Below are 23,369 nucleotides of genomic sequence, written 5' to 3' on the forward strand. Positions count from 1 at the left end.
ATGCCACATCGTGTCCGAGCTGGAATTGCCCGAATGGCAGGCCTTTGCGCTCGCCGGCGCGGACGCCGCGATCGACGAGACCGACATCGCGATACGGCTGGGCGACACCCTCGAAGCGGCGCCCGTGCCCGATCATTTGCCCGAGGTCGAGGGCGATACCGTGCGCTTTTCGGTGCCCGATACGGGCAAGTGGGAAGTAAGCGCAGGAAACGCGATCGAGGTTCACCCGCTCGCCGGGGCGGATCCGATCGCCGTGCGATTGTTCACGCTCGGCACCGCATGGGGTGTCACCGGCTACCAGCGCGGCTGGCCGATGCTGCACGGCAGCGCGGTGATGGGGCCGAAGGGCGCGGTTCTGTTTTGCGGACGGCAGGGAGCGGGCAAGTCGACGCTGGCGGCGGCGCTTGCCGAGCGCGGCTGTCCGCTGGTGAGCGACGACCTCAGCCGCGCGGTGCCGGGCCGCGCCGACCGGCCGACAATGCTCTATCCCTCCAGCGTGCGACACAAGCTGTGGGAAGAAGCCATCGCCGGCCTCGGCATGACCGGGCGCGAGAAGGTTCGCGACCACATGCAGATGGAGAAATTCCACATCGCGACAGAGCGGCACGTCCCGCTCGACCAGCCGGTCCCGCTGGTGGCGATCTATGCCCTGCGCTTCGGCGGGGAGATCGCGATCGAGCGCGAAATGGGTGGCGATGCCGCGCACATGCTGCTGGCGCAGACCGCCTATCGCCCGCGTTTCCTCGAAGCGATGGGGCGGTTGACCGAGCAGGCGGTCTATGCCGCGCAGATCAGCGCCAGCGTGCCCATCCACGGCCTGACCCGTCCGCGCGATTTCGGGCAGCTGGACGCCGTCTGCGACCGTATCCTGGCGCATATGGAATCGCATTAGCACCGCGAGCTGTCAGCACTGATGAAATACGAACTCAACGAGTTCGCCAGCGCGGAGTCGAAGCCGAAGGCGCAGACGTGCGGAGCACACCTGCAGGCGCGCCCGCAGCAATGCGCCCAAAGGGCGCGTGAGCGAGGAAAGCAAAGTGAGCGGATGCGAACGCTGGCGCTTGAAGCTTTGGAAAGAATGGTGCCTCGGGGCGGATTCGAACCACCGACACCACGATTTTCAGTCGTGTGCTCTACCAACTGAGCTACCGAGGCCTATTCGTCGCATCGGGAACTGATGGCCCGTGCGCGAATGAGTGCGCGCCTATGGCGAAGGCCCGCTAGCTTGGCAAGGGGGGAATCACTCCTCGCGCAGAATATCTTCCGGCGCGGCGGGCGGGCCCGGAACCGAATAGCCATCGGTGAACCAGCGCGCGAGATCGCGATCCTTGCAGCGGGTCGAACAGAAGGGGCTGTGATCTTCGCTGCGCGGTTTCTTGCAGATGGGACAGGGCTTTTTCATGCGGCTATGATCTGGGCTTGCGCTGCCTCGATGGCAAGGCCGGGATCGGTTTCGAGGCGCGCAGGCCGACCGGTGCGCTTTTCGAGTTCTGCTAGCCATTCAGGTTTCAATTTTGCCTTCAACGCGGGATGTACGGTCAGGAGCGTGACGCCTGCTCCTTCGACCAGTTCCCCGCGCCGCAGGGCCATGCGGGCAGCAGCGCCGATACGTGAAGTGGCCATGCGATGCAGCAGGCTCGGGCCTTCCAGCCGCGCGACGATCTGGACGAAGCCGAAACCGTTCATCGCCGTGCGCTCGTGCGGCCAGTCGGCCAGCGCTTCGCCGAGCGCGGCATCGACCGCCTTCCGCCCGGCCTTGTCGGCAATCGTGGGGAAATCGATCCCGATCGAGCCGCCGAGATCGAACTGGCGCAGCGCGCGGGCGAGGGCGGGGATCGCGGCCAGCGCCAGCTCGCGCGGGCTGCCGTCGCCGTCGATATCGACCAACGTCATCGCCGGGGTCGTGCTGAACAGCAGCGAACCTCCCACGAATGCGATTTCGCCCGATGAGGCACCGTCCCAAACCTCTTCCCAAAGCCCAGCCGGAAACCGGCGGACCTCGCGCGCGGCCAGCGATGCGAGTGCATCGGGAGATGGCCCGGCTTCGCTCACTCGGCCTTGCGCAAGTTTCAATCGCCCGCGCTCGGCGATCGGGGCCCGGGTGAGCGTGACGGAGACTTTACTGCCTTCGGTGACATCGTGCGGCAACTTGTCGATCAGGATTTCAAGACCGTTCGCCGTAGATGCTACACCGCGGTTGGAGCCTGAACGGCGGGTAGTGAGCCTCGCCGGCAATATCTGTCCGGCGAAGAGATCTCCCGGCCAATGGAGCTTGGCGGCGAGCGTTTGGTCGCCTTCGACCAGCAAGGCGCGGTCTTCGCCGATACCACGCTCGACCAGCCACTCAGCCAATCGTCATCCCCGCGGCCTTGAGCAGCGCTCGCGTTTCGAACAGCGGCAGTCCGACGACGCCGGAGTGGCTGCCCTGAATCCAGGCGATCAGCCCTTCGGCCGAACCCTGGATGGCATAGCCGCCGGCCTTTCCTTCCCATTCGCCGCTCGCGAGATAGGCGGCGATCTCTTCTTCCGACAGGCGCTTGAAGCGCACCACGGTCTCGCTCAGCTTTTCGCGCAACGTGCCGTCGGGCGACTTCAGCGCGATCGCGGAAAGGACGCGGTGCCGCCTTCCCGAAAGCAGTTCGAGGCATTGCCGCGCGGTCGCTTGGTCTTCGGCCTTCGGCAGGATCCTGCGCCCGGCAGCGACAACGGTATCACCGGCGAGGACATGCCCCGACGCATCGACGGCTTGCGCCTTTTCGCGCGCCATGCGCAGCGCATAATCGCGCGGGAGTTCGGCCTTGTGAGGCGTTTCGTCGATCTGAGCCGGTACAATCGCGGCAGGTTCGATACCCAGGCGCGCCAACAGCTCGCGGCGACGCGGGCTGGCAGAGGCTAGGGTGAGTGGGAATTCCCTCGACCCGCGCTCTCGACTGCTCGCTTCGCTCGCGCTCGATCGCTGCTCGGGAGGAACGGCACTCATAAGGTTTTCCGTTCGTGTCGAGCGGCCATCGAGCATGTCGAGATGGCCTGTCGAGACATGGGTACCTTATTGCGGGCCGGGACCCTGGCCGGGGCCGCCACGGCCCGGCATGAAGCGATAGGTGATCCGCGCCTTGGTCAGGTCGTACGGCGTCAATTCGCACAGCACTTCGTCGCCCACCAGCACGCGGATGCGGTTCTTGCGCATCTTGCCGGCGGTGTGTCCGAGGACTTCATGACCATTCTCGAGCTCGACCCGGAACATCGCGTTAGGCAGCAGCTCGACTACCTTGCCGCGCATTTCGAGGAGTTCTTCTTTCGCCATGTAGTCTCGACAGTCCAAATATGTTGAAAAGGTGGCGGCGCTTTAGCGGGGCGCAGGGCAAAAGGGAAGCCTTCGCGGAAATGCAGGTGCCGCGCTTTGTCGCCGGGCACCTTTATCGAATTTATCGACCGGGGGCGTTCCAGACCGGTCCAGCGACAAAGCGTTACTTTCTCCTGTATTGCCCCAGCCCGCGGCATCCCGCACAGAGCCCGGGGGCGGGAAAAACTGCAAAGGGTGCAATACATTGCGCATTTTCGCCGCTCTCCCCCTCTTGGCGCTCGTTTTTGCGAGTCCGGGCTTCGCGCAACAGGCGCAGCCATCCGGGCCCGACGGATCCGAAACGGCACCGGATGACGAAGCCGCGCGCACGGCCGACGGGACGATAGTCGTCACCGCCGACCGCCTGCCCGGCCAGCTCGACGTGCCGCAAGCGCCGCTGGTCGAGCTCGATGCCGAGGATATTGCCGGCTTCGGCGTCGGATCGATCCAGGAACTCGTCGCCCAGCTCGAGCCGGCCAGCGGGTCCGCGCGCGGGCGCGGCGGCGGCCGCCCGGTGTTCCTTATCAACGGCATCCGCGTCAGCAGCTTCCGCGAATTCTTCCGCTATCCGCCCGAGGCGCTGGAGAAAGTGGAGGTCCTGCCCGAGGAAGTGGCGCAACGCTTCGGTTTCCCGCCCGACCGGCGGGTGATCAACTTCATCCTCAAGGACGATTTCTCCAGCCGCGAAGTCGAGCTGGAATACGAACAGCCCGATCGCGGCGGCTACACGCGGACAGAGCAGGAATTCGGCTATCTCGCCATCGCCGCGGGCGGCAGGCTCAATCTCAATTTCGAAGCCAACGACACCTCGCTGCTGACCGAGGCGGAGCGCGATATCGTGCAGACGCCGGGCAGCCTCCCGACCGTCGCCGGCGATCCCGATCCGGCGGCCGCACGCAGCCTGGTTGCGGACTCGCGCGGCTTCGAAGGATCGATCAACTGGGCGTCAGCGTTTCAGGAAAGCGGTGGTTCGCTGAGCCTCACCGGCCAGCTCGAACGCCAAAAATCGCGCAGCCTGTCCGGGCTGGACAGCGTCACGCTGACAGGCCCCGGCGGAGCGAGCGAGTTCCGCACCTTCAATGGCGACGACCCGCTCGAACGGCGCAGCGTGACCGACGCGGCCTCGATCGAGATGGCCTACAGCCAGCCCCTCGGCGACTGGCAGTTCACGGTAACCGCTGGCGGTAATGTAAGCGACACGCGTCTCGAAATCGACCGCCGGGCCGATACCGCCGTGCTGCAGGCGGCGGCGCTCAACGGTTCGCTCGCCCTGACCGCGCCCATCCCGGGCCAGCCCGATCCCGGCTTCGACATCGCCATCACGGAAACCGCCGGCGCTACAGGAAAGGCGACACTGCGCGGCACGCCGTTTCTGCTGCCCGCTGGCGAGGCGAGCCTGACCGTCGATGCGGGCTACGACTGGAGCTATATCGACAGCGACGACACCCGCAGCGCGGTCGGCTCCAACCTCTCGCGCGCGATCGTCGAGGGCGGGGTCAACCTCGGTATCCCGCTGACGAGCAAGCGCGAGAATTTTCTCGGCGCGGTCGGCGATTTCGACCTCAACCTGCAGGCCGGTATCGATCACCTTTCGGACTTCGGCACCCTGCGCGATTTCAGCATCGGGCTGAACTGGGAACCGTTCGACGATTTCCAGCTCGGCGTGACCTATGTCGACAACGAGGCGGCGCCGTCGCTCGGATTTCTCGGCAATCCCGTCACCACGACCTTCAATGTCCCGGTGTTCGATTTCGCTACCGGACGGACCGAACTGGTCACCGTGACCGACGGCGGCAATCCGAACCTGCTCGCCGAAAGCCAGCGCGACTGGAAATTCTCCGCCAACTGGAAATTGCCGGTCGATGGCGATGTGCGGCTCAATGTCGATTACGTGCGCAACCGTTCGAGCGACGTCTCGCAAGGTTTCCCGGCGCTGACCGATGCGATCGAGGCGGCGTTTCCGGGGCGCGCGACGCGCGATGCCGCCGGGCGGCTGGTGGCGCTCGATACGCGGCCCGTCACGTTCGAGGAAACGCGCGCCGAGCGGATTTCCTTCGGCCTCAACATGCGCGGCCAGATCGGCAAGCGACCCGAGCGACCGGAGGGTGGGCCTCCCGGTGCGGCGCGCGGCGCATCGCCAAGCACAGGAGGCCCCGAAGCGCGCGGGGGAGGCGGCGGCGGTGCCTTCGACCCGGCGCGGATGCAGGCGCTGCGTGACCGCTTCTGCGCGACGCCCGAAGGGAAAACGCCGGACCTTACCGGCGTGCCCGAACCGATCCTTGCACGTCTGCGCGGCGAGGACGGGCAGATCGATCCCGAGCGGCTCAAGCAGCTCCGCGCGCGGTTCTGCACGGAAGAAGGGCAGCAGCAGGCCGATGATCGCTTCGCCCGCATGCGCGCGGCGTTGTGCGGCGAGACGCCCGATCTCGACGCCCTGCCGCCGCAGATGGCCGCGCGGCTGCGGCGCGAGGACGGTACGATCGATCCCGAGCGGCTCGAACGCGTCAAGCAGCGCGTCTGCAACCGCGAAGGCGGCGACGGGGCTGTCGGCGACGGGGCTGGCGGCGCCGGGGCTGGCGGCGCCGGGGAAGGCTCAGGACAGGGCGGGCAGCAGGCGCGCGGTGGCGGCCGTGGGGGCGGAGGGTTCAATCCCTTCACCGGACGCGGAAATCGCGATCCGCGGCCGCGCTACTTCCTGTCGCTCAACCACACTGTCGAGCTGGAAAACACCATCCTGATCGCACAGGGCGTGCCGTTGCTTGACCAGCTTCGGGGCGATGCCACGTCGACCTTCGGGCTGCCGAGACATTCGACGCGGCTCGAAGGCGGCCTGTTCTTCGGCGGTATCGGTACCCGTATCTCGGCGCGCTATACCGGCAAGGCCTTCGTCGAAGGGTCGGGCCTGCCGGGCAGCAGCGACCTGTTCATCGACGATCTCGCGACAGTGGACCTGCGCGTCTTCGCCAATATCGGCGAGCTCGCGGGCGAAGAGGAAGGCTTTCTCAAGGGCCTGCGGATCAGCCTGAGGGCGGACAATATCTTCGACGGGCGACGCGTGGTGCGCGACCAGAATGGCGACACGCCGCTGCGCTTCCAGCCGTTTCTGATCGACCCGACGGGCCGCTATCTCGGCGTGGATATCCGCAAGCTCTTCTGATCCTCCCCGACGCTGGGGAGGACGGCTCAGTGAAAGAGGCGAGAGCGCGGGAAGGCGAGGGAATAAACGCCTTCGGCGCGGAACGGCTTCCATTGCCCTTCCGCCTGTGCCAGCCGGTCGGCGATGGCATAGGCGACCGAGGGGTTGGCACCCATGCCGCAATGACTTGCATAGACCTCGATATTCTCGGTCTGCTCGCTTTCTGCCTGCACGCTGCCGCGCCAGTGGACGACGCCGTCGGTCTTGGTCAGGATCGAGGTGGTCGGTACCGGCGGCGCTTCGGCCAGGTTCTGGAACTTGCCCTGCCGCAGCGGCTCCGGGCTTTCGCCGTTGAGGAATTCGAACAGGCGGCGAGCATTGGTGTGGTTGCGATCGTCGCTGATCGGGCTGCCGAGGCTGATCACGAAGCGCACTTTTTCGGGCATCATCTTGGCCAGCTCGCGCGCGAACACGCCGCCGAGGCTCCACCCGACAATCGAAACCTTGCCGCCGCTGCGTTCATGCAGCTCTTCGACGCAGCCAGCCATCGCCTCAACGCGGCTGTTGTCGACGCGGACGTTGCGGCCGAGGTTCCAGCCGACCGCGTCGTAGCCGAGGCCGGTCAGCAGGCGGCGCAGCGGGCGGGTCGAATAATCCGACGCCATGAAGCCGGGCAGTACCAGCACGCCGTGCCCGTCGCCGCGCGGCAACAGGCTGCGAAAGGGCGTCAAGGCGTAGAATGCGGCGAGCTCGCCCATGGCCCGGCCGGGCTCGGCCAGCGCCAGCAGGCGGCTGGGCGGCCGCGCTTCGGGCATCCGGTCGCTATCCTGGTCGATGGTTGCTGCGGTCATGCGGTGGTTTTTCCTTTGCTACCCGACGGGCTCTTGGCGGCCGTTTTCGGTTTTGTTTTCGGTTTGGATTTGGTGGTCCTGGGCTTTGCGGCGATCTTTTTTGCCGGAGCCTTCTTCGCAGGTGCCTTCTTCGCAGGTGCCTTCTTCGCGGGTTTGTCCGTGGGCGTTTTTGCGACAACGGCTGCCGCATCGCGCAGTTCCTCGAAGCTTTCCTCGATGCATTCGATGTAGAAATCCGGATCGGGCAGCAATTCGCGGCAGGCGGTGAAGCAGATCGTCGCTTCGCCGACATAGCTCTGGACCGTATGCGCGAGCCCCATGCCGTCGGTCAGGCAGATCAGCCCCATCATGCTTTCAAGCCGCGCGCCGCTGGAATAGATCGGCACCGGCGGGCCGGGGACATTGGTGACGACGGTCGAGAAGATCGGGCCGACGCCGCGATTGGCGAGGCCCAGGCGCGTATAGAGCTGCGCCCCGAGCGACATGTAGAGCGCCGGGCTGACCTTGCTGATCTCGGTCATGTTGCGCGCGCCCATGGCGTCGGTCATGGCCTTGGAATTGGTCGTTTTCGAATGGACCCAGGCGATGCGCTCGGCCGGATCCTCGATATGCGTGCCGAGCGGCGCGATCATTGCCGCGACCTGGTTGCCCATGTCGTTCTTCTCGTCCTTCGAGCGGACCGAGATCGGGGCCATCGCCGTCAGCGTCGCCTTGGGCAGGTCGTCCTTCGCAGCCAGGTATTTGCGCAGTCCCCCGCCGATGATGGAGAGGAATACGTCGTTGACCTTGCTCCCCGGCGCGAGCGCGCGGATCGCCTTGATGTCCTCGAGCGGGAAGCTGCGGCCCTCGACCACGCGGTGCGGCGAAATCTTGCGATTGAAGCGTGTGCGCGGGGCGACCATGTCGCTGCTGAGCGAGAATTCCTTCTTCACCAGCCCCGTCACCGCCTTGGCGATGCCCGGCACGGCCTTGGCCGCGACCTCCAGCTGCTTGGCCGGGTTGAGCAGCGTGTTGACGTAGCTCTTGCCGAGCAATTCGGCGGGGCCGGGTATTCGCTCCGGCTTCCAGGTGTCGGGCGTGTTGGGCGGCGGATCGTTGGGGTCGAGCGTGTGCGTCGCCTCCATCAGGTCGATCCCGCTCATCCCGTCGATCGCGGCGTGGTGGACCTTGGTGACCATGGCATAGCTGCCGGGCGCGACGCCGGGGATATTGTCCAGCCCCTCGACCACGGTGAATTCCCACGGCGGCTTTTCGAGGTCGAGCGGCCGGGCGAAGATCCGCGCAGCCTGGATGCACAATTGCCGCCAGTCCCCCGGCTTGGGCAGGGCGATGTGGCGGATATGGTATTCGAGGTCGAATTCCGGGTCCTCGATCCAGTAGGGATAGTCGAGATCGAACGGCACCCGCACCATGCGCTGGCGGATCGTGGTGGACAGCTGCATCCGGCTTTCGAAGAAGCTCAGGATATCCTTGAACCGCACGAAGCCGCCCGGTGCCGTCTCCGGATTGTAGATCAGGATCGAGCCGATGTGCATCGGCGAGGTCGGCGTTTCGAGCGCCACGAACGACGCATCCATACCTTGCAGCTGTCGCAAAGGCATCCTCCTGTGTGTCGGCACGCATCCTGTGCCGGTCGCCCGCTTTTGCGGGTCTATCGCAGAGGGGTAACAGGCGCGGGGGGAAGGTCAAGCTGACGGCCCCGTCAACAGGTTCCGCAACGACAGGGTTTCCCACAGCGAGACGGCTCCCTAAATCGGGGCCTGCCATGTCCGGAACCAAAGCAGGCAGCCCCAACGATCCGCGCGGGGCCGAGCGTTTCAACGAGGAACGCGCGGCCTATACCGTCGCGTCGGCCAAGCCGGATCTGGAGGGCGGGGTCAAGGCGATCCGCGAAGTGGTGCGGACGCTCAAGCCCAAGCCGGGCGTCTACCGTATGCTCGATGCGCGCGGGGACGTGCTCTATGTCGGCAAGGCGCGCAGCCTGAAGGCGCGGGTGGCGAACTATACCCAGGTTAGCAACCTCTCAGGCCGGCTCCAGCGGATGGTCAGCCAGACGCGCGGGATGGAGATCGTCACCACCAATTCGGAAGCCGAGGCGCTGCTGCTCGAAGCGCAGCTGATCAAGAGGTATCGCCCGCCTTTCAATGTCTTGCTGCGCGATGATAAGAGTTTCCCCTTCATCCTCCTGCGCGCCGATCATGACTTTCCGCGGATCATGAAGCACCGCGGCGCGCGGCGGGCCAAGGGGAATTATTACGGCCCCTTCGCCAGCGCGGGCAGCGTCAACACGACAATTAACGCGCTGCAGAAACTGTTCCTGCTAAGATCCTGTACCGACAGCTTTTTCAGCAATCGCGACCGGCCGTGCCTGCTTTACCAGATCAAGCGCTGCAGCGCGCCCTGCGTCGGGCGGATCGACGAGGAAGGCTATGCCGAGCTGGTGCGCGAGGCGAAGGACTTTCTCGGCGGCAAGAGCGATGCGGTGCAGCGCAAGATCGAGCGGCAGATGGCCAGAGCGGCCGAGGATCTCGACTTCGAGACCGCCGCGATCCTGCGCGACCGGCTGCGCGCGGCGACCTTCATCCAGGGCAGCCAGGCGATCAACGCCAGCGGGGTCGGCGATGCGGACGTCTTCGCGCTGGCGCACAAGAACGGGCAGATCGCGGTGCAGGCCTTCTTCATCCGTGGCGGTCAGAACTGGGGCCACCGCGCGTTCTTCCCGACCCACACCAAGGACGTGGAAGAGCCGCAGGTGCTCTCCAACGTCATCCTGCAATTCTACGAGGAAGTCCCGCCGCCGCCGACCGTGCTGGTCGATCGCGAACTGCCCGAAAGCGAGCTGATCGAGGCTGCTCTGAGCGAGCTGGCGGGCAAGAAGGTCCAGCTCTCGATCCCGCAGCGCGGCGACCGGCGCAAGCTGATGCAGCAGGCCAGCCGCAACGCCACCGAAGCGCTCGACCGGCGGCTGGCGGAGCGCGGCACGCAGGCGAAGCTCAACCGCGAGCTGGCCGAATTCCTCGAGCTCGACGCCCCGCCGGAGCGGATCGAGGTCTACGACAACAGCCATATCCAGGGCGCGAAAGCGGTCGGCGCGATGGTGGTCGCGGGGCCGGAAGGCTTCATCAAGAACCAGTACCGCAAGTTCAACATCCGCGAGGCGCAGTCGAACGACGATTTCGGCATGATGCGCGAAGTGATGCGGCGGCGGTTCCGCAAGCTGGCGGAGGGCGAGGGACCCTATGAGGAGGACCTCTCGACACGCGCTCGGACTGCGTCCTCGGCTGCTGCTCGAGACGAACGAGATGGGGCGGCTGACACCGTTCGTCCCGAGCAGCGATCGAGCGAAGCGAAGCGCAGTCGAGAGCGCGGGTCGAGGGGCAAGAAGGACACGCACGAAACGATCTGGCCCGATCTCGTCCTGATCGACGGCGGCAAGGGGCAGATGTCGAGCGTGCGCGATACGCTGGCGGAGATGGGGATCGAGGACGTCCCGCTGGTCGCCATCGCCAAGGGGCCGGACCACGGGCGCGAGGGGCGCGAAGTGTTCCACTTCCCCGACGGGCGCGAGAAGACGCTGCCGGTCAATTCGCCGCTGCTGTTCCACCTGCAGCGCCTGCGCGACGAGGTCCACCGCTACGCCATCGGCGCCCACCGCGCCAAACGCAGCCGCGCCATCACCGCCTCACCGCTCGACGAAATCCCCGGCATCGGTCCGGCCCGCAAGCGCGCCCTGCTGCTGCATTTCGGCACCGCCAGCAAGGTGCGTGCGGCGGCGCTGGAAGACCTCCAACGCGCGCCCGGCGTCAGCAATGCGGTGGCGCGCAAGGTGTATGATTTTTATCATGCCGGGGGGTGAGGGCTGTTTTGGTCATAGTCCCACACCCCCGGACCGCATTGCGGCGGCTCAGTCTATCGTGACCGTCACGGCCCGCCGATTCTGTGACCACGCCGCCTGATCGCTGCCGAGGGCGACGGGGCGCTCTTCGCCGTAGCTGATGACACTGAGGCGAGACGTGTCGATACCGAGTGAAGCGAGGTAGTTTTTCGCGGCATTGGCGCGACGTTCGCCCAGTGCCAGGTTGTATTCGCGCGTACCGCGTTCATCCGCGTGCCCTTCGATGGTGGCGCGCTTGCCGGGATATTGCGACAGCCATTGCGCCTGCTGTTGCAGGGCTGCGGCGTCGATGTCGTCGATATTGAATCGATCGGTGTCGAAATAGATTATTTCCTTGCCGCCCATCTGCTGCATAAAATCGGCCTGGCTGCCGGGAGCGATGCCCGAGGTCTGACCGGTCGAGGCGGGCGGCGCATCGCCGGGAATCGGAAGCTCTTCGATATCTTTCTTGCCGCAGGCCGACAGGGCGAGAAGGGCAGCGAGAGCAAACGGGCTGACGTGGGTAAGTTTCATCGGGAAAGCTCCGGTCCATACTGTGTTCGAAAGAATTGCATGGCCGCATCTAGCGGTGGCGAGACGCACAAGTACCCACGGCATTTTTATGATCGGCGTGAAAATTCCGTAGGAACGCGTTATCCCTCGCGCAGCTATCAAGGTGATGTCGGCGACCCTTCCACTGTACCGCCGACAACCCACCCTGCGCCGGCGGGCACGCCTTCCCCCAGAACTTTCGTGCCCGCCGGCCTAACCTTCCGCAGGCGAAAGTGGCACCGCCAGGCGATAGCCAACGCCCGGCTCGGTCAGCAGCAATTCCGGATCCGACGGATCGATTTCCAGCTTGTCGCGCAACAGCGAGATGTAGCTCCGCAGGTACTGGTTATCGACGGTGGTGTTGCCCCATCCGGCAATCATCAACCGGCGCTGGGTCACCACCTGTCCCGAGTTGCGCGCAAGAACCTCGAACAATGCGAACTCCTTGGGCGAGAGATGCACAGGCTCACCCATCAGGGTCAGTTCGCGGCGCTCGATATCGAAGACGATATCGTCGGATACTAGCTTCGTCGGTGTCGCGCCGGAAAGCATCGCCCGGCGGCGCTCGATGACCCTGATCCGGGCGAGCAACTCGTCGGTTCCAAACGGCTTGTCGACGTAATCGTCGGCACCCTCGTCGAGCGCACGCACCTTGTCGGCTTCGAGATGGCGTGCCGAAAGGATGACGACACTGGCATCGGCGCTGCGCTTGATCGGCGCGATCAGTTCGCTGCCATCCACATCGGGCAGGCCGAGGTCGAGCAGGACGAGATCGATCGGGTTGGACTTGATTGCATCGAGCGCGGCCTTGCCGTCCCCCGCGGTGAGTACGCTGTAACCGCGGGCCGCCAGGACAGGGCGCAGTGCTTCGAGGATCGAAGGTTCGTCATCCACAACGAGGATGTTCATGCCGCAGCCTCTCGCAGTTCCGGCTCGCGCGCCAGGTCGAGCCGTACGGTGGCGCGGGTGCCGTGCTGTCCATCGACGGGCGATTCGATCGCGATCGATCCGTTGGCTGCTTCGATAAAGCCGCGTGCGATGAAGAGGCCGAGCCCGGCGCCGCCATTGGCAGTATTGCGTCCGCTCTTGTGGAACCGCTTGAAAACCGTGTCCAGTTCATGCGCCGGGATGCCCGGCCCGCGATCGCTGACACTGAGCCGGGCGTACCGTCCCTCGATAGCGATCTCGACTGTGACCGGGCCGTCGGCACCGCCGAATTTGGCGGCATTGTCGAACAGGTTGAACAGGGCGTTCTCCAGCATTCCTTCATTTCCGGAAACCAGACATCGTTCCCGGGGGAAATTGCGTTCGAACACCACTTCGGGCTTGCCAGAGCGAACGTGGCGGATGGCCAGCTGGGCGATTTCGGCGAGGTCGACCGTTCCCATGCGAAGTTTCGAAATTCCCGCCTGGATGCGGCCGACATCGAGCAATTGGTTGGTGTAGCGGTCCAGCCGGTGGCATTGCTCGACAATGGAAACCAGCATTTTATGCCGCTGTTCTCCATCGAGCGACACGTCGCTTGACTTGAGCGCGCTGGCGGCGGTTTCGATAACGGTGATCGGCGTTCGCAGATCGTGAGACACCGATGCCAGTATTGCGTCCTTGAGCTCTTCGCTTCGGGCTGCAGTGCGCGCTTCGGCGAGTTCGTCGAGCAAGAGACACCGTTCGATGGCGACCGCAATCAAGGCAGTTATCGACTGCAGGCGCAAGGCGACATCTTCCCCCTTGGCGGTATGGACAAGCTGGAATTTGACCAGTCCCAGCGACCCCCGCGCGCCGAGGAGTTCGAGAATCTTGGCGCGGGACCCGGGCGGATGATCGGTGTTTTCGGCGATCAAGGCGCTGAATGATTCCATCTCGACCTCGCCGGTCGTCGGCCGGACATAGGCATCGCCGCGCGAGAGATAGACCTTGACGCTTTCCAGCCCCTGCATCGGCAGAGCCCTGTTTATCGCCAGTTCGACATCTTCGAAGCTGATGGCGGATTGCAGCTTGTCGCTCAGGGTGAGCAGGAACTGCGTCTCTGCGCGTGCCGTCTGCGCATCACTGGCATAATCGCTGAGCCTGCCGACGACGAATCCGACGAGGAGAGCGCTGACATTGAACGCGACCAGCGGGATGGTTTCGTCGGCAGTGGTGACGCCGAATTGATAGACCGGTTCGCTGAGGAAGAAATTGTAGACGATCGATGCCGCCACGGCCCCGATGACGGCGCGGGTCATGCCGGAATGGACGGCAATCATGATGACGCCGGTGAGAAACGCCAGAACGGCGGTTATCGGCCGGTCGAAATATTGCGCCAGCCATGTGACAAGGGCGGCGATGAAGAACACCCCGAAGTCGATGGCGAGGCTTACCGCGAGGTTGCTGCGTTCCGGGCTTTCGCGAAGGAGAGACATGGTGGGCTGATAGCCAAATTCCGCGCGCTCGGCATCCACGCGATTTTTATGCTCGCAGCCGGTCGGTCCGGGACGGCCGCTTCACTCCCGCCACGCCCCCAGTTTGACCGAGCCCGCCATCATCAGGCCGTAGATCGCCATCGCGGCGGCGGCGGCGATGTAGATGCCGTCGAGGCCGCATTCCAGCCGGAAGCCGAGCCACCAGCCGCCGCCCAGCGCCAGCGCCACGCGCGCGATCGTCGCGGCGACCGGCCAGAACATGTAGCCCGCGCCCTGGCTGGCGAAATAGAGCGCCAGGCCGAGGCCCTGGAAAGCGTAGAACGGGCCGACAATGCGGACGTAGGAGCGCGCTGCGGCGAATGCCTCCGGGTCCTGCGTGAAGGCGCCGATGAAGCGGTCGGGGAACAGCGTCAGCAGCGCGCCGACCACGCCCGCCAGCGCCGCGGCCATAGCGCCGCCGGTCCAGCCGATCCGCTCCGCCCGGGCGATGTCGCCAGCGCCGATGGCAAGCCCCACCAGCGAAGTCATCGCCGCGCCGATGCCGAACACCAGCGGGATCAGCAGGAACTCGATCCGCGAGCCGATGCCGTAGCCCGCCAGCGCCGCTTCGCCGAAGCGGGCGATCATGGCGGTCAGGCTGAGGATGATGAGGATGGTCAGGAGCGGCGAGAGCGAGGCGGGCGCGGCGACCGCGAAGATATCGCGAAACAGCCGCCGCTCGAACACCAGCGCGCCGCGCTCCAGCCGGATGATGCGCCCGGGGCGGGTCAGCAGGAACAGCATGACGGTGCTGACGAGGAAGCCGGTCGCCACCGCCGAGACCGCCGCCCCGGCAATGCCCAGGCGCGGCGCGCCGAGCAGGCCGAGCACCAGCACGGCGGTCAGCGGGACTTGCACGAAGGCGCCCAGCACCATCAGCGCGGCGGGCGTCTTCATGTCGCCCATCCCGCGAAACACCGCGCCGGTCACGCCGAGCAGCCACAGGAACAGCCCGCCGCTGAACAGGATCAGGCAATAGCTCGCCGCCTGGCCGAGGATGATGCCGCTGCCGCCGAGGAAGCGCAGCAGGCTCTCGCCCGCGGCCAGGAACAGCAGCAGGAACAGCGCCGAGCCGCCCGCGCAGATCGCCAGCGCGTGCCAGATCAGCCGGTTCGCCGCCTCGCTGTCGCCCCTGCCGAGCGCGCGGGCGATGGAGGACGTCACCGCCCCGCCGACCGCGCCGCCGGCCATGGCCTGAGTCAGCATCAGCAGCGGGAAGGACAGCGCGATCGCCGCCAGCGAGACGGTGCCGAGCTGGCCGATGATCCATACTTCGCCGAGGCTGACGAAGGACTGGATCATGAAGGCCAGCGAATTGGGTGTCGCCATGCGCACCAGCAGCGGCCCGGGCGGGTCGGTCAGGAACAGGCGTGTCCGAACATCCATCAACCCTGTCGCCCCTTCCTGCTTGCGCCATGCCTAGGGGTGGTCCGGCTCGGTTGCAAAACGAAACTGCGCGCTTGCCAATGGCGGGGCTGTTTCGCCAGTCTTGCGCGCAAATCTAGGCGGCGAACCGCGCGCGGTGGAAGGCGCGGTCGGCCTCGAGCTGGCTGCGCTCGACCCAGGTCGAATGCGTCCCGCTGCAGATCTTGTGCGGCAGCGCCAGGCGACAGATAGGCCCCTTGGTGATGTCCGAGGCATCGAGGATCGCGCACTCGCTGGAGCCGCTATTCTCGTCGATCAGGAGCGTCACCAAGTACCCATCGTCCTCGTCCGTGCCACCTTGACGCGGCACCATCGGGCTCTCGCTCGCATAGACCCCCTCGGGCAGTTCATAGACCTGCTCCTCGCCGGTCTGCGTGTCGTGGCGGACATAGCCGTTGAACAGGAACCAGCCCGGCTTGGTCGTCGTCGACCAGACATAGCGGCTCGGCCGCATCGCGAAGCGCGGATTGATCGTGCCGAACTCGACGATCCGTTCGTTCAGCCGCTCCTCGCGCGTCTCCCCGGTTGCAAGGTTGAAGCGCCAGCGGTGCAGGCGGCACTCGAAACTGTGCTCGTCGACATAGGCCATCATATGCGCATACTGGCCGAATTCCTCGAGCGGCTGGGGCATCGGGTTGGACTGGTGATAGCCCTCCAGCACCACTTCGACGGAGCCGTCCTCCGCCGTCTCTTCCCAGGCATTGGTCCAGTGCAGCACGAAGGTCGGCTCGGCCTCGAACCAGCGGATGTCCTCCGGCCCGCCATGCCGCGGGATCAGCGCAAAGCGCGTCGGCAGCCCCTCGTGCAGCCGCGCCGCATGGATATCGCGCTGCAGCAGGTCCTCGTCCCAGAACAGCGGCATGTCGTTGAGGATCGACCAGTTTTTCGTGATCGCCATGTCGTGCGGCAGGCGCGGACCGGGCAGCGGCACCGGCACGTAATGCGCGAGGCGACCGGCGCGGTCGACCACGCCGTAATGCATGTAGGGCGCGTGCTTCGAATAGTTGAAGAACATCAGCTCGCCGGTCGCTTCGTCGACCTTGGGATGCGCGGAAATCCCGTCGAGCGGGCCCCATGGCGCCTTGCCGAGATTCTCCAGCGTCTCCGGATCGAGCATCCACGCCTCGCCGCATTGATAGAGCGTGGCATAGGCGACACCGGCATGGACGATGATGTCGGTGCTGCCGGTATCCTTGAGGCCGCCATGCGCCCCGAAACCGGGCCGCTCGCTGGTGCCCGCCGGGTCCATCAACCCGCCCCACAGGCTGCGCCCCGCCACCTGCTCCGCCTCGAAACACTGTGTGCGCACGAAGCGGTTGCGATAGCTCGCCATGCCGCCGGAAATGCCGACCTGGTGGATCATCGCATCCCCGTCGAACGGATGATGCCGCCCCAGCGGCTGGTGCACCTGGTTCTCGGTATTGCGCAGGTAGATGCCGTCGATGTCGGCAGGAATTTCGCCCTCGATCACGTCGAGCGCATCGACATCGACCTCTTCATGCAACGGCGTCCACGCGCCGGAGAGATAGGGATGGTTCGACGGCTCGAGCGTCGTGCGGACGGGTGGCTGGCGGGTGATGGTGGGCGATGATGGCATGGCGCGGCGGGTCCTCTCTCGGGCAAGAGGGTAGCGCGCGGGGGGAGGGAGGGGAAGGGAGGCTAGGTCTCCGCTACCTACGTCACTTCTTCTCATCCGCCTCATTGGCAGAAAAGAGAAACGAATTTAGCCGGTTTGTCAGGTCAGGCTCGTCCAACTGGCATTCCCAAATCTCTAAGACCTCCCAGCCAGCACTAATCAGCGCGCTTCGATTCTTTTCATCGCGTAGCCGATTCATTTCGAACTTGGCGTTCCAAAACGCAGAATTGCTCGAGGGTTTTCTAGCGATTGAGCAATGAGGGTCCTGATGTTGGTGCCAAAAACAGCCATGAACAAATATGGCCTTGCGAAGGCCAATGTAGGCGAGATCAGGTTTCCCTGGTAAGTCTGCTCGATGAAGGCGGAAGCCAGGTCTAATCCTGTGAGCAGCACGCCTTACCACAAGTTCAGGACGCGTATTTTTCGACTTCGAACCACGCATGATGCGTGATCGCTTCTCTTTAGAAACAAAAATCAGCCACGTGGCCGGTTATCAGTACCCCGCTTTGGAAAGCAAGCTGTCAAAGTGCACGCCAATCGCCTCGGCAAGTTTAACGGGGACCGCATTCCCGATCTGGGTGTACTTAGGAACTTCGCGCTCGAAAATACCGGCGCGCGGGTTCCCTGCCCGCCTCAAACCCCCAGTCGTGCGCTTTCCAACGAATTGATAATTGTCTGGGAAAGTCTGCAGGCGAGCCCATTCTCTGACAGAGAGAGACCGAGGTTGCGAATAATGTACGTAGTCGTCGGCCAAAGAGCATGCGGTTATTGTTGGGCCATGATTGTTCCACCGTCTTGGCAGGACCCGTTGCGCAAACTTCTTAGTACGAAATTCGACGGGAATCTCCCCGTCGTTCTCGATCATGGCCGAAAATTTTCTCACAACCTTTTCGGAATGCTTACTGAATTCTTGCTCGTGAAGCTCGGCGAACGCTCGAGAGAGATCATCGGGCCTGAAATAATTCTGCCATTTGCCTTTGGCTGCCCTCGGATAAGAATGCGTCGCAAGACCGCCGTGGAAATCTTGCGAAAGCAATCGACGAGAAATTTCTCGATCCTCTAAGTCACCGAATACCTCTTCCAAGTCAGGAGGCGATTCACCGTGAGGAGGTAACATTCGTGCCCTCACTGCATCCTGACAATCTTCTGTCGGCGCTATTGCTGAACCCAGGGCGTCAACCAAATCGGATCGAAAGCCGACGATCAATACTCGAGGCCTGTTTTGCGGTACGCCATAATCCTTAGCATGCACCAGCTTCCATCGCACAAGGTAGCCATGCTGCTGTCCCAGCCGCTTAAATCGACCGTAGACGTCGTCCCAAATTTCGCCCTTGCGACCTTCAGACGTCCACCGTGAAGAAAGCAGTCCCTTCACATTCTCGAAGAGAAAAATTCGGGGCCGTAATTCTTCGATGACTGAGGCCATATTCTCGTACAATCTGTTCGACGGAATTTGCGCCTTGTCGACCGAATACGCTCTTCGATGACCGATTCCAGAGTATCCTTGACAAGGAGGGCCGCCAGCAAGAACGTCGAGAGTGCTTTTCGATCCAAAGTTCAGTCCGACGTTTAGGCTTTCCAAATGTCGCTTTAGCTTTGCTAACCGCTCACGGTCCAGTTCCAGCACGTCGGCTGAGTGCAATTCGGTCCTACGATTAAAAGGAATGCCCGCGATTGGATGTTCACGGTTCGCAAGGTAGGTCGCGCGCGCGTCATTATTCAATTCGTTCACGAAAACCGGGCGGAAGCCAGCCTGCTCGAATCCAAGTGAGAGGCCGCCGCAACCCGCAAACAGGTCGACCATCGAACGCCCCCCAAGCTCATGCGGGACGGATTTGTTGGATACCTTAGTGTCATCGATCTTTTCGAGAAGCATGCCACACCCTCTTTATGTGATGCGGGCACAAATCGCGAACAAAGACGGTGCCTGTCAAGGCGTCAGGCCTCTGATGCGTCCATTATCGACAAGGTTTTTGATATGGGTGCGGACGTCAAGATCGAACGCATGCTTGAAAACTCGTTTGAAGATTTCTGGTATGCTTTCGGCTACGCCATTCTGCGATGGTCGTCCCCAATAGTTGCCCCCAGACAACGAATGCACGCGGTGAACCTGCATGGAATTTGGTTTGACTACCTTTTTCCCAGTAGGTACCGTCACGAAACTATAGGTGAAATCAGCGAAGTCATCTAAATCTACCCCGTCAACCCCAATCTTCACACTGTGAGATTTCACGTCTCTGAATTGGTAAACCATGTCCCACAGCATAGGGATTTGTGCATTGTCGTTCCAATTCGTCTTACACTGAATACTGTGGACCGAGGTGAGCCGCAGGTTTTGTGATATTAGTTCATTGAACCTGTCACGCTCATATATGCCATTAATCAGCTCTTGATTGCGTGGTAATACGATACCGGTCAGATCGGACTCTGTGTTTGTCCTTACATTCTTATACGTAATGGTCATGGCGTTTGACACCACGTTTGGCACGAGCGCCTTTGATTGCTTCATGACGACCGCGCGTGTGTCTGTAAGAACCGTATTGAGATACCAGCATATGAGGCCTTCCCAAGCTGCGCCGCCGCCAGATAAGCTACTCTGGTCTCGGCCTGCAGATCCAGTAAGGGCAAAAACCTCTGCTAATTTAGACCCAAGATCGTAGATGGCTTTTGGGTCGGTCATGTCTCTCGTGATGTCACTGATAGCTGAGCCCCACACTTCACGGCAGAGCGAGAAAGTCCTCATCCTGTAAACAGCAGCCATCGCTTCCTGACGAAGCCCTTCTATCATCTTCTTCCCTTTCGCCGGATACTCTAGCGCGGCCTGCGACCCCCGCAAGCGCTAAGCGTTGCCGGACCCCCGCCTGCGCGGGGGCGCTAAGTGCCTCGCACGGCGCGTTTTCCTACATCATCATCGCGGGCTATATTCGCATCGGCTCTTTCATACCGTCGATCCTCCCGAAACCGCGCGCAGCGGGGCAAACTTTTGGGTTTTGAATCTCTCCATGCGCAAAGTTCGTAAACTTAGCGGCATCGTCACGCTGCGACTCGGAACTATTTGGACTTCCGCTTCCGCATCATCCCTTCCTGCGCGACGCTGGCGACAAGCTCTCCGCGCTGGTTGAAGATGCGCCCGAGGTTCATGCCGCGGCCCGATCCGCTCCACGGGCTTTGCGTGGCGTAGAGCAGCCATTCGTCGGCGCGGGCGGGGCGGTGGAACCACAGCGCGTGGTCGAGGCTCGCGCCGACCAGTTCGCCGCGCATCCAGCTGAGGCCGTGGGGCAGGGCGCTGGTGCCGAGCAGCGTGTAATCGCTGGCATAGCTGATGATCGCGCGGTGCAGCTGTGGATCGTCCGGCAGCGGGGCGACCGTCCTGAACCAGCTGTGCGCGCGCGGCTCGCTCGGTTCGCGGTTCATCCAGTGCAGCCGGTCGCAGGTGCGCATGTCGATCGGGCGCGGGCGCAGCATCATGTTGCGCTGGGCTTCGGAGAGCTTGTCGCCGGCCTTCTCGGCGATCTCGCGGCGGACCTCCATGTCGCTGCGCAAGTCGTCCGGGGCGGGGACGTCGGGCATGGGCGCATCCTCGTGCTCCATGCCGTCTTCCGGGGCCTGGAAGCTGGCGGTGAGGTTGAGGATCGGGGTGCTGGTGCCGTCCTCGTTCTCCTGGCTTGCGACGACGCGGCGGTTGGCGAAGCTGCGGCCGTCGAAATCGCGCTCGATGCGGTATTCGATCGGCGGGCCTTCCTTGCCGCCGCGCAGGAAATAGGCGTGGAGCGAGTGGGCCTGTTTGCCGTCGGTGCCAGAGCCTCCGACCGTGGCCTGCGCCGCCTGCAGCGCCTGCGCGATGACCTGCCCGCCGAAGACCCGGCCCGTGCCGCCCTTCTGCGGCCGGCCCTGGTAGACGTCGGTCGCGCGTTTCTCGACCGTCAGCAGCTTGACCAGGCCGCCGACGAGTTTTTCGGGAGGGACGGTATCACTCATGCCACGCCTCCTGCGGGGAAGGCGCGGCGAGGTCAATCCGGTCTGTGCAAGGTCTTAGGCAACCAGGCCCGTCTTGCGCAGCGCGCGATAGGCATAGGCCTTGGCGCGGTTCTGCTTTGGCCAGCGGCCCGGGGCCTTGGGGCTGATGCCCAGCTTGCGGGTCAGGCGGTTGAACCCGCGCGCATCGGCCTCGGCGAAGCTCCAGTCGCTGCGCCAGGTAATGCTGAGCGAAATCGAACTGTCCGCTCCGTTGCGGACGAAATGCGGCGCCATGACGGGGACGAACAAGGCTTCGCCCGGTTCGAGCGGGAATTCCTTGCCGCCCGGCAGCATGGCGTCATGCCACTGCAACTCGCGCGCGCCGCCGGAGTGGTAGGTTTCGTGGATTTCGTCCGGGGCAAAGGCCGGATCGCCCGCAGGAAACTGGGTCATCGCCTTGCTGCCCTTCAGTTGCAGCAGAATGTTGTGCTCGGGATCGAAATGATAGGGCGTGACGGCATTGGGGCTGGATATGAAGACAAAGCCCTGCGGCCGGAGCATGGCCCCGGTCCGCGATTCGACATCGGCCTTCAGCTCGCCGAGCAGCCGCAGCAGCAAGTCGCGATAGGCCGGGACCTGTTCGACATTCTTGAGCACTGCCCAGCTGTTGCTGGTGGCAATGTGGCGGATAGTGTCCTCGATCGTCATGCCCGTGCTGCCGGGCTTGCCGTCGACACCGATCGGGAGGTCGCCCCGGTTGTACTCGATGGACGAACTCGGAAGCGCGCTGGCCAGCCCGGCCAGGGCATCGAGGGTCAGCAGGCGATGACTTTCGAGCGTATGCCGCAGCTTGTGCGGAACTTCGGGATAATTTGCCGCGAATGCCTTGCGAGCCTCTGGCGGAAACACCTCGCCGGAATGGGAGATGCCGCCGATGGTGGATTCGTGAAGGGTCGAAACATAGTTCATTGGTTAGATACCCTCCGCCCAGGCGCCCGTTTCGAACCGGGTCAATGTCTTCATCGCCAACCTGCGATGCGCGCCGCCGATGGCGATATTGATGCTCAAGATCTCGCGTCGCTCGCGCCAGATGCGATCGATCATCGGATGGCCCTCTGCAGCGCAACTGTCGCACCACGCGATGTCGGCGTTGCGAAGAAGATCGAGGTTTTCACGTTGCAACAGGACCCCTGGCGAATATTTGGCATAGGCATCGTCGAATGAAGTCTTGAAGCTGAAGGCACCGGGCGGAGATAGGAAGTTGGAGAGCATCGCAATCGGCTTCCCGTCCAGCCGATAGGCAAGCCGTTCCAACCTGCCCGCGGCAGCGGCACCAGTCAGCGTATCGCGGAAGTACCGCGCTGTGTTCGGACAGTCGGCCAGCGCAGTATTCTGCTCACCCTTCCAGCTTCTCTGCTCGAGGTCGAGGTAGGCATCGATCCAGCCGGACAGGTCCTCCTGTCCCATAGTGCGTTCGAAGACGAGTTCGCCCAGTTCCGCCAGCCGCTTGTACTGGCGGCGCAAATCCTTGCGCCGTTTCGCGTTGAGCGATTGAGCGAGATAGTCTCCGGGAGCCTGATCCGAACACAGAAAGGCGCGCTTATGTCGCTGCACGACGGCCGCAGCGCGCTTTTCCAGATCCAGCACAGTGCCGAGCGCTGCATGCAGGGAGCCATCGGCGGGCAGGCGGGCGAGATGCAGGTAAAGTGCCGTCGGACTTGCATCGCCGGCCCAGCGGAACATCTGCGACCAGAAGCTCGCTTCATACCCCGCAGCGACCAGCGGAGCGCCGCAGAAGGCGTTATGGTGCAGCCAGACCGAAATATGCGGGATCGGCCGCCCATAGTAATCGCGGGTAAGCGACAAAGGTAGCAACCCGACCAGCACCTTGCCCACAGTCAGGGTCGCCAGTTGAACGACACCGGGTGCAGCGAACTCCCGCAAAGCCGGGATCAGGGCCCATGGTTCGAAGAAGGGATTGGGATCAGATGCCAGCCTGGAAAGATCCTGCCACGGCCGCGGGTCCTCGGCCAGTTCATGCCCTTCCCAGGGACGCACCTCGAAATGCGCGGGTTGGAGTGTTGCGCACTCCGCCAAGGCACCCTCAATGCGTGTCATGCGTTAACCCTTGTCGTGGCGGAGATTCCACTCATG

20 protein-coding genes and 1 tRNA gene are annotated in these 23,369 nt (G+C 63.7%); 3 read left to right on the forward strand and 18 right to left on the reverse strand.

Annotated elements, in window-relative coordinates; translation table 11 throughout:
* Positions 1-10: 10 nt before the first annotated feature.
* Positions 11-892 carry a hypothetical protein gene (locus tag EL2594_RS14825; RefSeq protein WP_233994302.1) on the forward strand — a complete coding sequence of 294 codons (882 nt, stop codon included), beginning with the start codon at positions 11-13 and terminating at the stop codon, positions 890-892.
* Between the two features lie 187 nt (positions 893-1,079).
* Here EL2594_RS14825 and EL2594_RS02435 read toward each other — a convergent pair.
* The 5 genes from EL2594_RS02435 to infA form a co-directional block, all read right to left on the reverse strand.
* A tRNA-Phe gene (locus tag EL2594_RS02435) sits at positions 1,080-1,155 on the reverse strand.
* Positions 1,156-1,240: 85 nt separating this feature from the next.
* The gene (locus EL2594_RS02440) at positions 1,241-1,402 is read right to left on the reverse strand and encodes a DNA gyrase inhibitor YacG (protein ID WP_011413462.1); all 162 of its coding nucleotides are present in this window, start codon (positions 1,400-1,402) and stop codon (positions 1,241-1,243) included.
* The gene (locus tag EL2594_RS02445) at positions 1,399-2,352 is read right to left on the reverse strand and encodes a ribonuclease (protein WP_011413463.1); all 954 of its coding nucleotides are present in this window, start codon (positions 2,350-2,352) and stop codon (positions 1,399-1,401) included. The genes EL2594_RS02440 and EL2594_RS02445 overlap by 4 nt, the downstream gene beginning before the upstream one ends.
* Complete coding sequence (locus tag EL2594_RS02450) at positions 2,345-2,980, reverse strand: Maf family protein (protein ID WP_081432339.1); 636 nt, start codon at positions 2,978-2,980, stop codon at positions 2,345-2,347. Before EL2594_RS02450 ends, EL2594_RS02445 begins: the two co-directional genes overlap by 8 nt.
* A 66-nt stretch (positions 2,981-3,046) precedes the next feature.
* Complete coding sequence (infA, locus tag EL2594_RS02455) at positions 3,047-3,304, reverse strand: translation initiation factor IF-1 (RefSeq protein ID WP_011413465.1); 258 nt, start codon at positions 3,302-3,304, stop codon at positions 3,047-3,049.
* Between the two features lie 271 nt (positions 3,305-3,575).
* Between infA and EL2594_RS02460 the strand changes: the two genes are divergently transcribed.
* Positions 3,576-6,500: a hypothetical protein gene (locus EL2594_RS02460; RefSeq protein ID WP_011413466.1), complete on the forward strand. Its 2,925-nt coding sequence runs from the start codon at positions 3,576-3,578 to the stop codon at positions 6,498-6,500.
* A gap of 26 nt (positions 6,501-6,526) precedes the next feature.
* On the opposite strand, the gene EL2594_RS02465 is transcribed toward EL2594_RS02460, so the two are convergent.
* Together EL2594_RS02465 and EL2594_RS02470 are read right to left on the reverse strand one after the other, a co-directional pair.
* On the reverse strand, positions 6,527-7,330 hold the full coding sequence (locus tag EL2594_RS02465; RefSeq protein ID WP_011413467.1) for an esterase/lipase family protein: 804 nt from the start codon (positions 7,328-7,330) through the stop codon (positions 6,527-6,529).
* Positions 7,327-8,907, reverse strand: a complete 1,581-nt coding sequence (locus EL2594_RS02470; protein ID WP_011413468.1) for a WS/DGAT/MGAT family O-acyltransferase — start codon at positions 8,905-8,907, stop codon at positions 7,327-7,329. The genes EL2594_RS02465 and EL2594_RS02470 overlap by 4 nt, the downstream gene beginning before the upstream one ends.
* 188 nt (positions 8,908-9,095) lie before the next feature.
* On the opposite strand from EL2594_RS02470, the gene uvrC reads away from it, so the two are divergent.
* Positions 9,096-11,186 (forward strand): excinuclease ABC subunit UvrC, encoded by a 2,091-nt coding sequence (gene uvrC / locus EL2594_RS02475; protein ID WP_011413469.1) that lies wholly within the window; start codon positions 9,096-9,098, stop codon positions 11,184-11,186.
* Positions 11,187-11,234: 48 nt separating this feature from the next.
* Here the strand turns inward: uvrC and pal are convergent, their stop codons facing one another.
* From pal to EL2594_RS02530, 11 genes are all read right to left on the reverse strand, one after another.
* Positions 11,235-11,738, reverse strand: a complete 504-nt coding sequence (gene pal / locus EL2594_RS02480; RefSeq protein WP_011413470.1) for a peptidoglycan-associated lipoprotein Pal — start codon at positions 11,736-11,738, stop codon at positions 11,235-11,237.
* A gap of 231 nt (positions 11,739-11,969) precedes the next feature.
* Positions 11,970-12,665: a response regulator transcription factor gene (locus EL2594_RS02485; RefSeq protein WP_011413471.1), complete on the reverse strand. Its 696-nt coding sequence runs from the start codon at positions 12,663-12,665 to the stop codon at positions 11,970-11,972.
* On the reverse strand, positions 12,662-14,158 hold the full coding sequence (locus tag EL2594_RS02490) for a sensor histidine kinase (RefSeq protein ID WP_155805939.1): 1,497 nt from the start codon (positions 14,156-14,158) through the stop codon (positions 12,662-12,664). Before EL2594_RS02490 ends, EL2594_RS02485 begins: the two co-directional genes overlap by 4 nt.
* Before the next feature lie 81 nt (positions 14,159-14,239).
* Entirely contained in the window at positions 14,240-15,583 is a 1,344-nt protein-coding gene (locus tag EL2594_RS02495) for an MATE family efflux transporter (RefSeq protein ID WP_011413473.1), read from the reverse strand.
* Between the two features lie 115 nt (positions 15,584-15,698).
* On the reverse strand, positions 15,699-17,219 hold the full coding sequence (locus EL2594_RS02500; RefSeq protein WP_011413474.1) for a carotenoid oxygenase family protein: 1,521 nt from the start codon (positions 17,217-17,219) through the stop codon (positions 15,699-15,701).
* Positions 17,220-17,301: 82 nt separating this feature from the next.
* Complete coding sequence (locus EL2594_RS02505; RefSeq protein WP_041684996.1) at positions 17,302-17,736, reverse strand: very short patch repair endonuclease; 435 nt, start codon at positions 17,734-17,736, stop codon at positions 17,302-17,304.
* Positions 17,737-17,751: 15 nt separating this feature from the next.
* Entirely contained in the window at positions 17,752-19,134 is a 1,383-nt protein-coding gene (locus EL2594_RS02510; protein ID WP_081432273.1) for a DNA cytosine methyltransferase, read from the reverse strand.
* Positions 19,135-19,188: 54 nt separating this feature from the next.
* Positions 19,189-20,046, reverse strand: a complete 858-nt coding sequence (locus EL2594_RS02515) for a hypothetical protein (protein ID WP_155805941.1) — start codon at positions 20,044-20,046, stop codon at positions 19,189-19,191.
* A 263-nt stretch (positions 20,047-20,309) separates the two neighbouring features.
* A complete protein-coding gene (locus EL2594_RS02520) occupies positions 20,310-21,236 on the reverse strand; it encodes an acyl-CoA thioesterase (protein WP_011413479.1) in 927 nt (308 codons plus the stop codon).
* Between the two features lie 54 nt (positions 21,237-21,290).
* The gene (locus tag EL2594_RS02525) at positions 21,291-22,184 is read right to left on the reverse strand and encodes a transcriptional regulator (protein WP_011413480.1); all 894 of its coding nucleotides are present in this window, start codon (positions 22,182-22,184) and stop codon (positions 21,291-21,293) included.
* A gap of 3 nt (positions 22,185-22,187) precedes the next feature.
* Positions 22,188-23,333 carry a GNAT family N-acetyltransferase gene (locus EL2594_RS02530; RefSeq protein ID WP_011413481.1) on the reverse strand — a complete coding sequence of 382 codons (1,146 nt, stop codon included), beginning with the start codon at positions 23,331-23,333 and terminating at the stop codon, positions 22,188-22,190.
* Positions 23,334-23,369 lie beyond the last annotated feature (36 nt).

It is taken from the genome of Erythrobacter litoralis HTCC2594, assembly GCF_000013005.1.
Classification (GTDB): domain Bacteria; phylum Pseudomonadota; class Alphaproteobacteria; order Sphingomonadales; family Sphingomonadaceae; genus Parerythrobacter; species Parerythrobacter litoralis_A.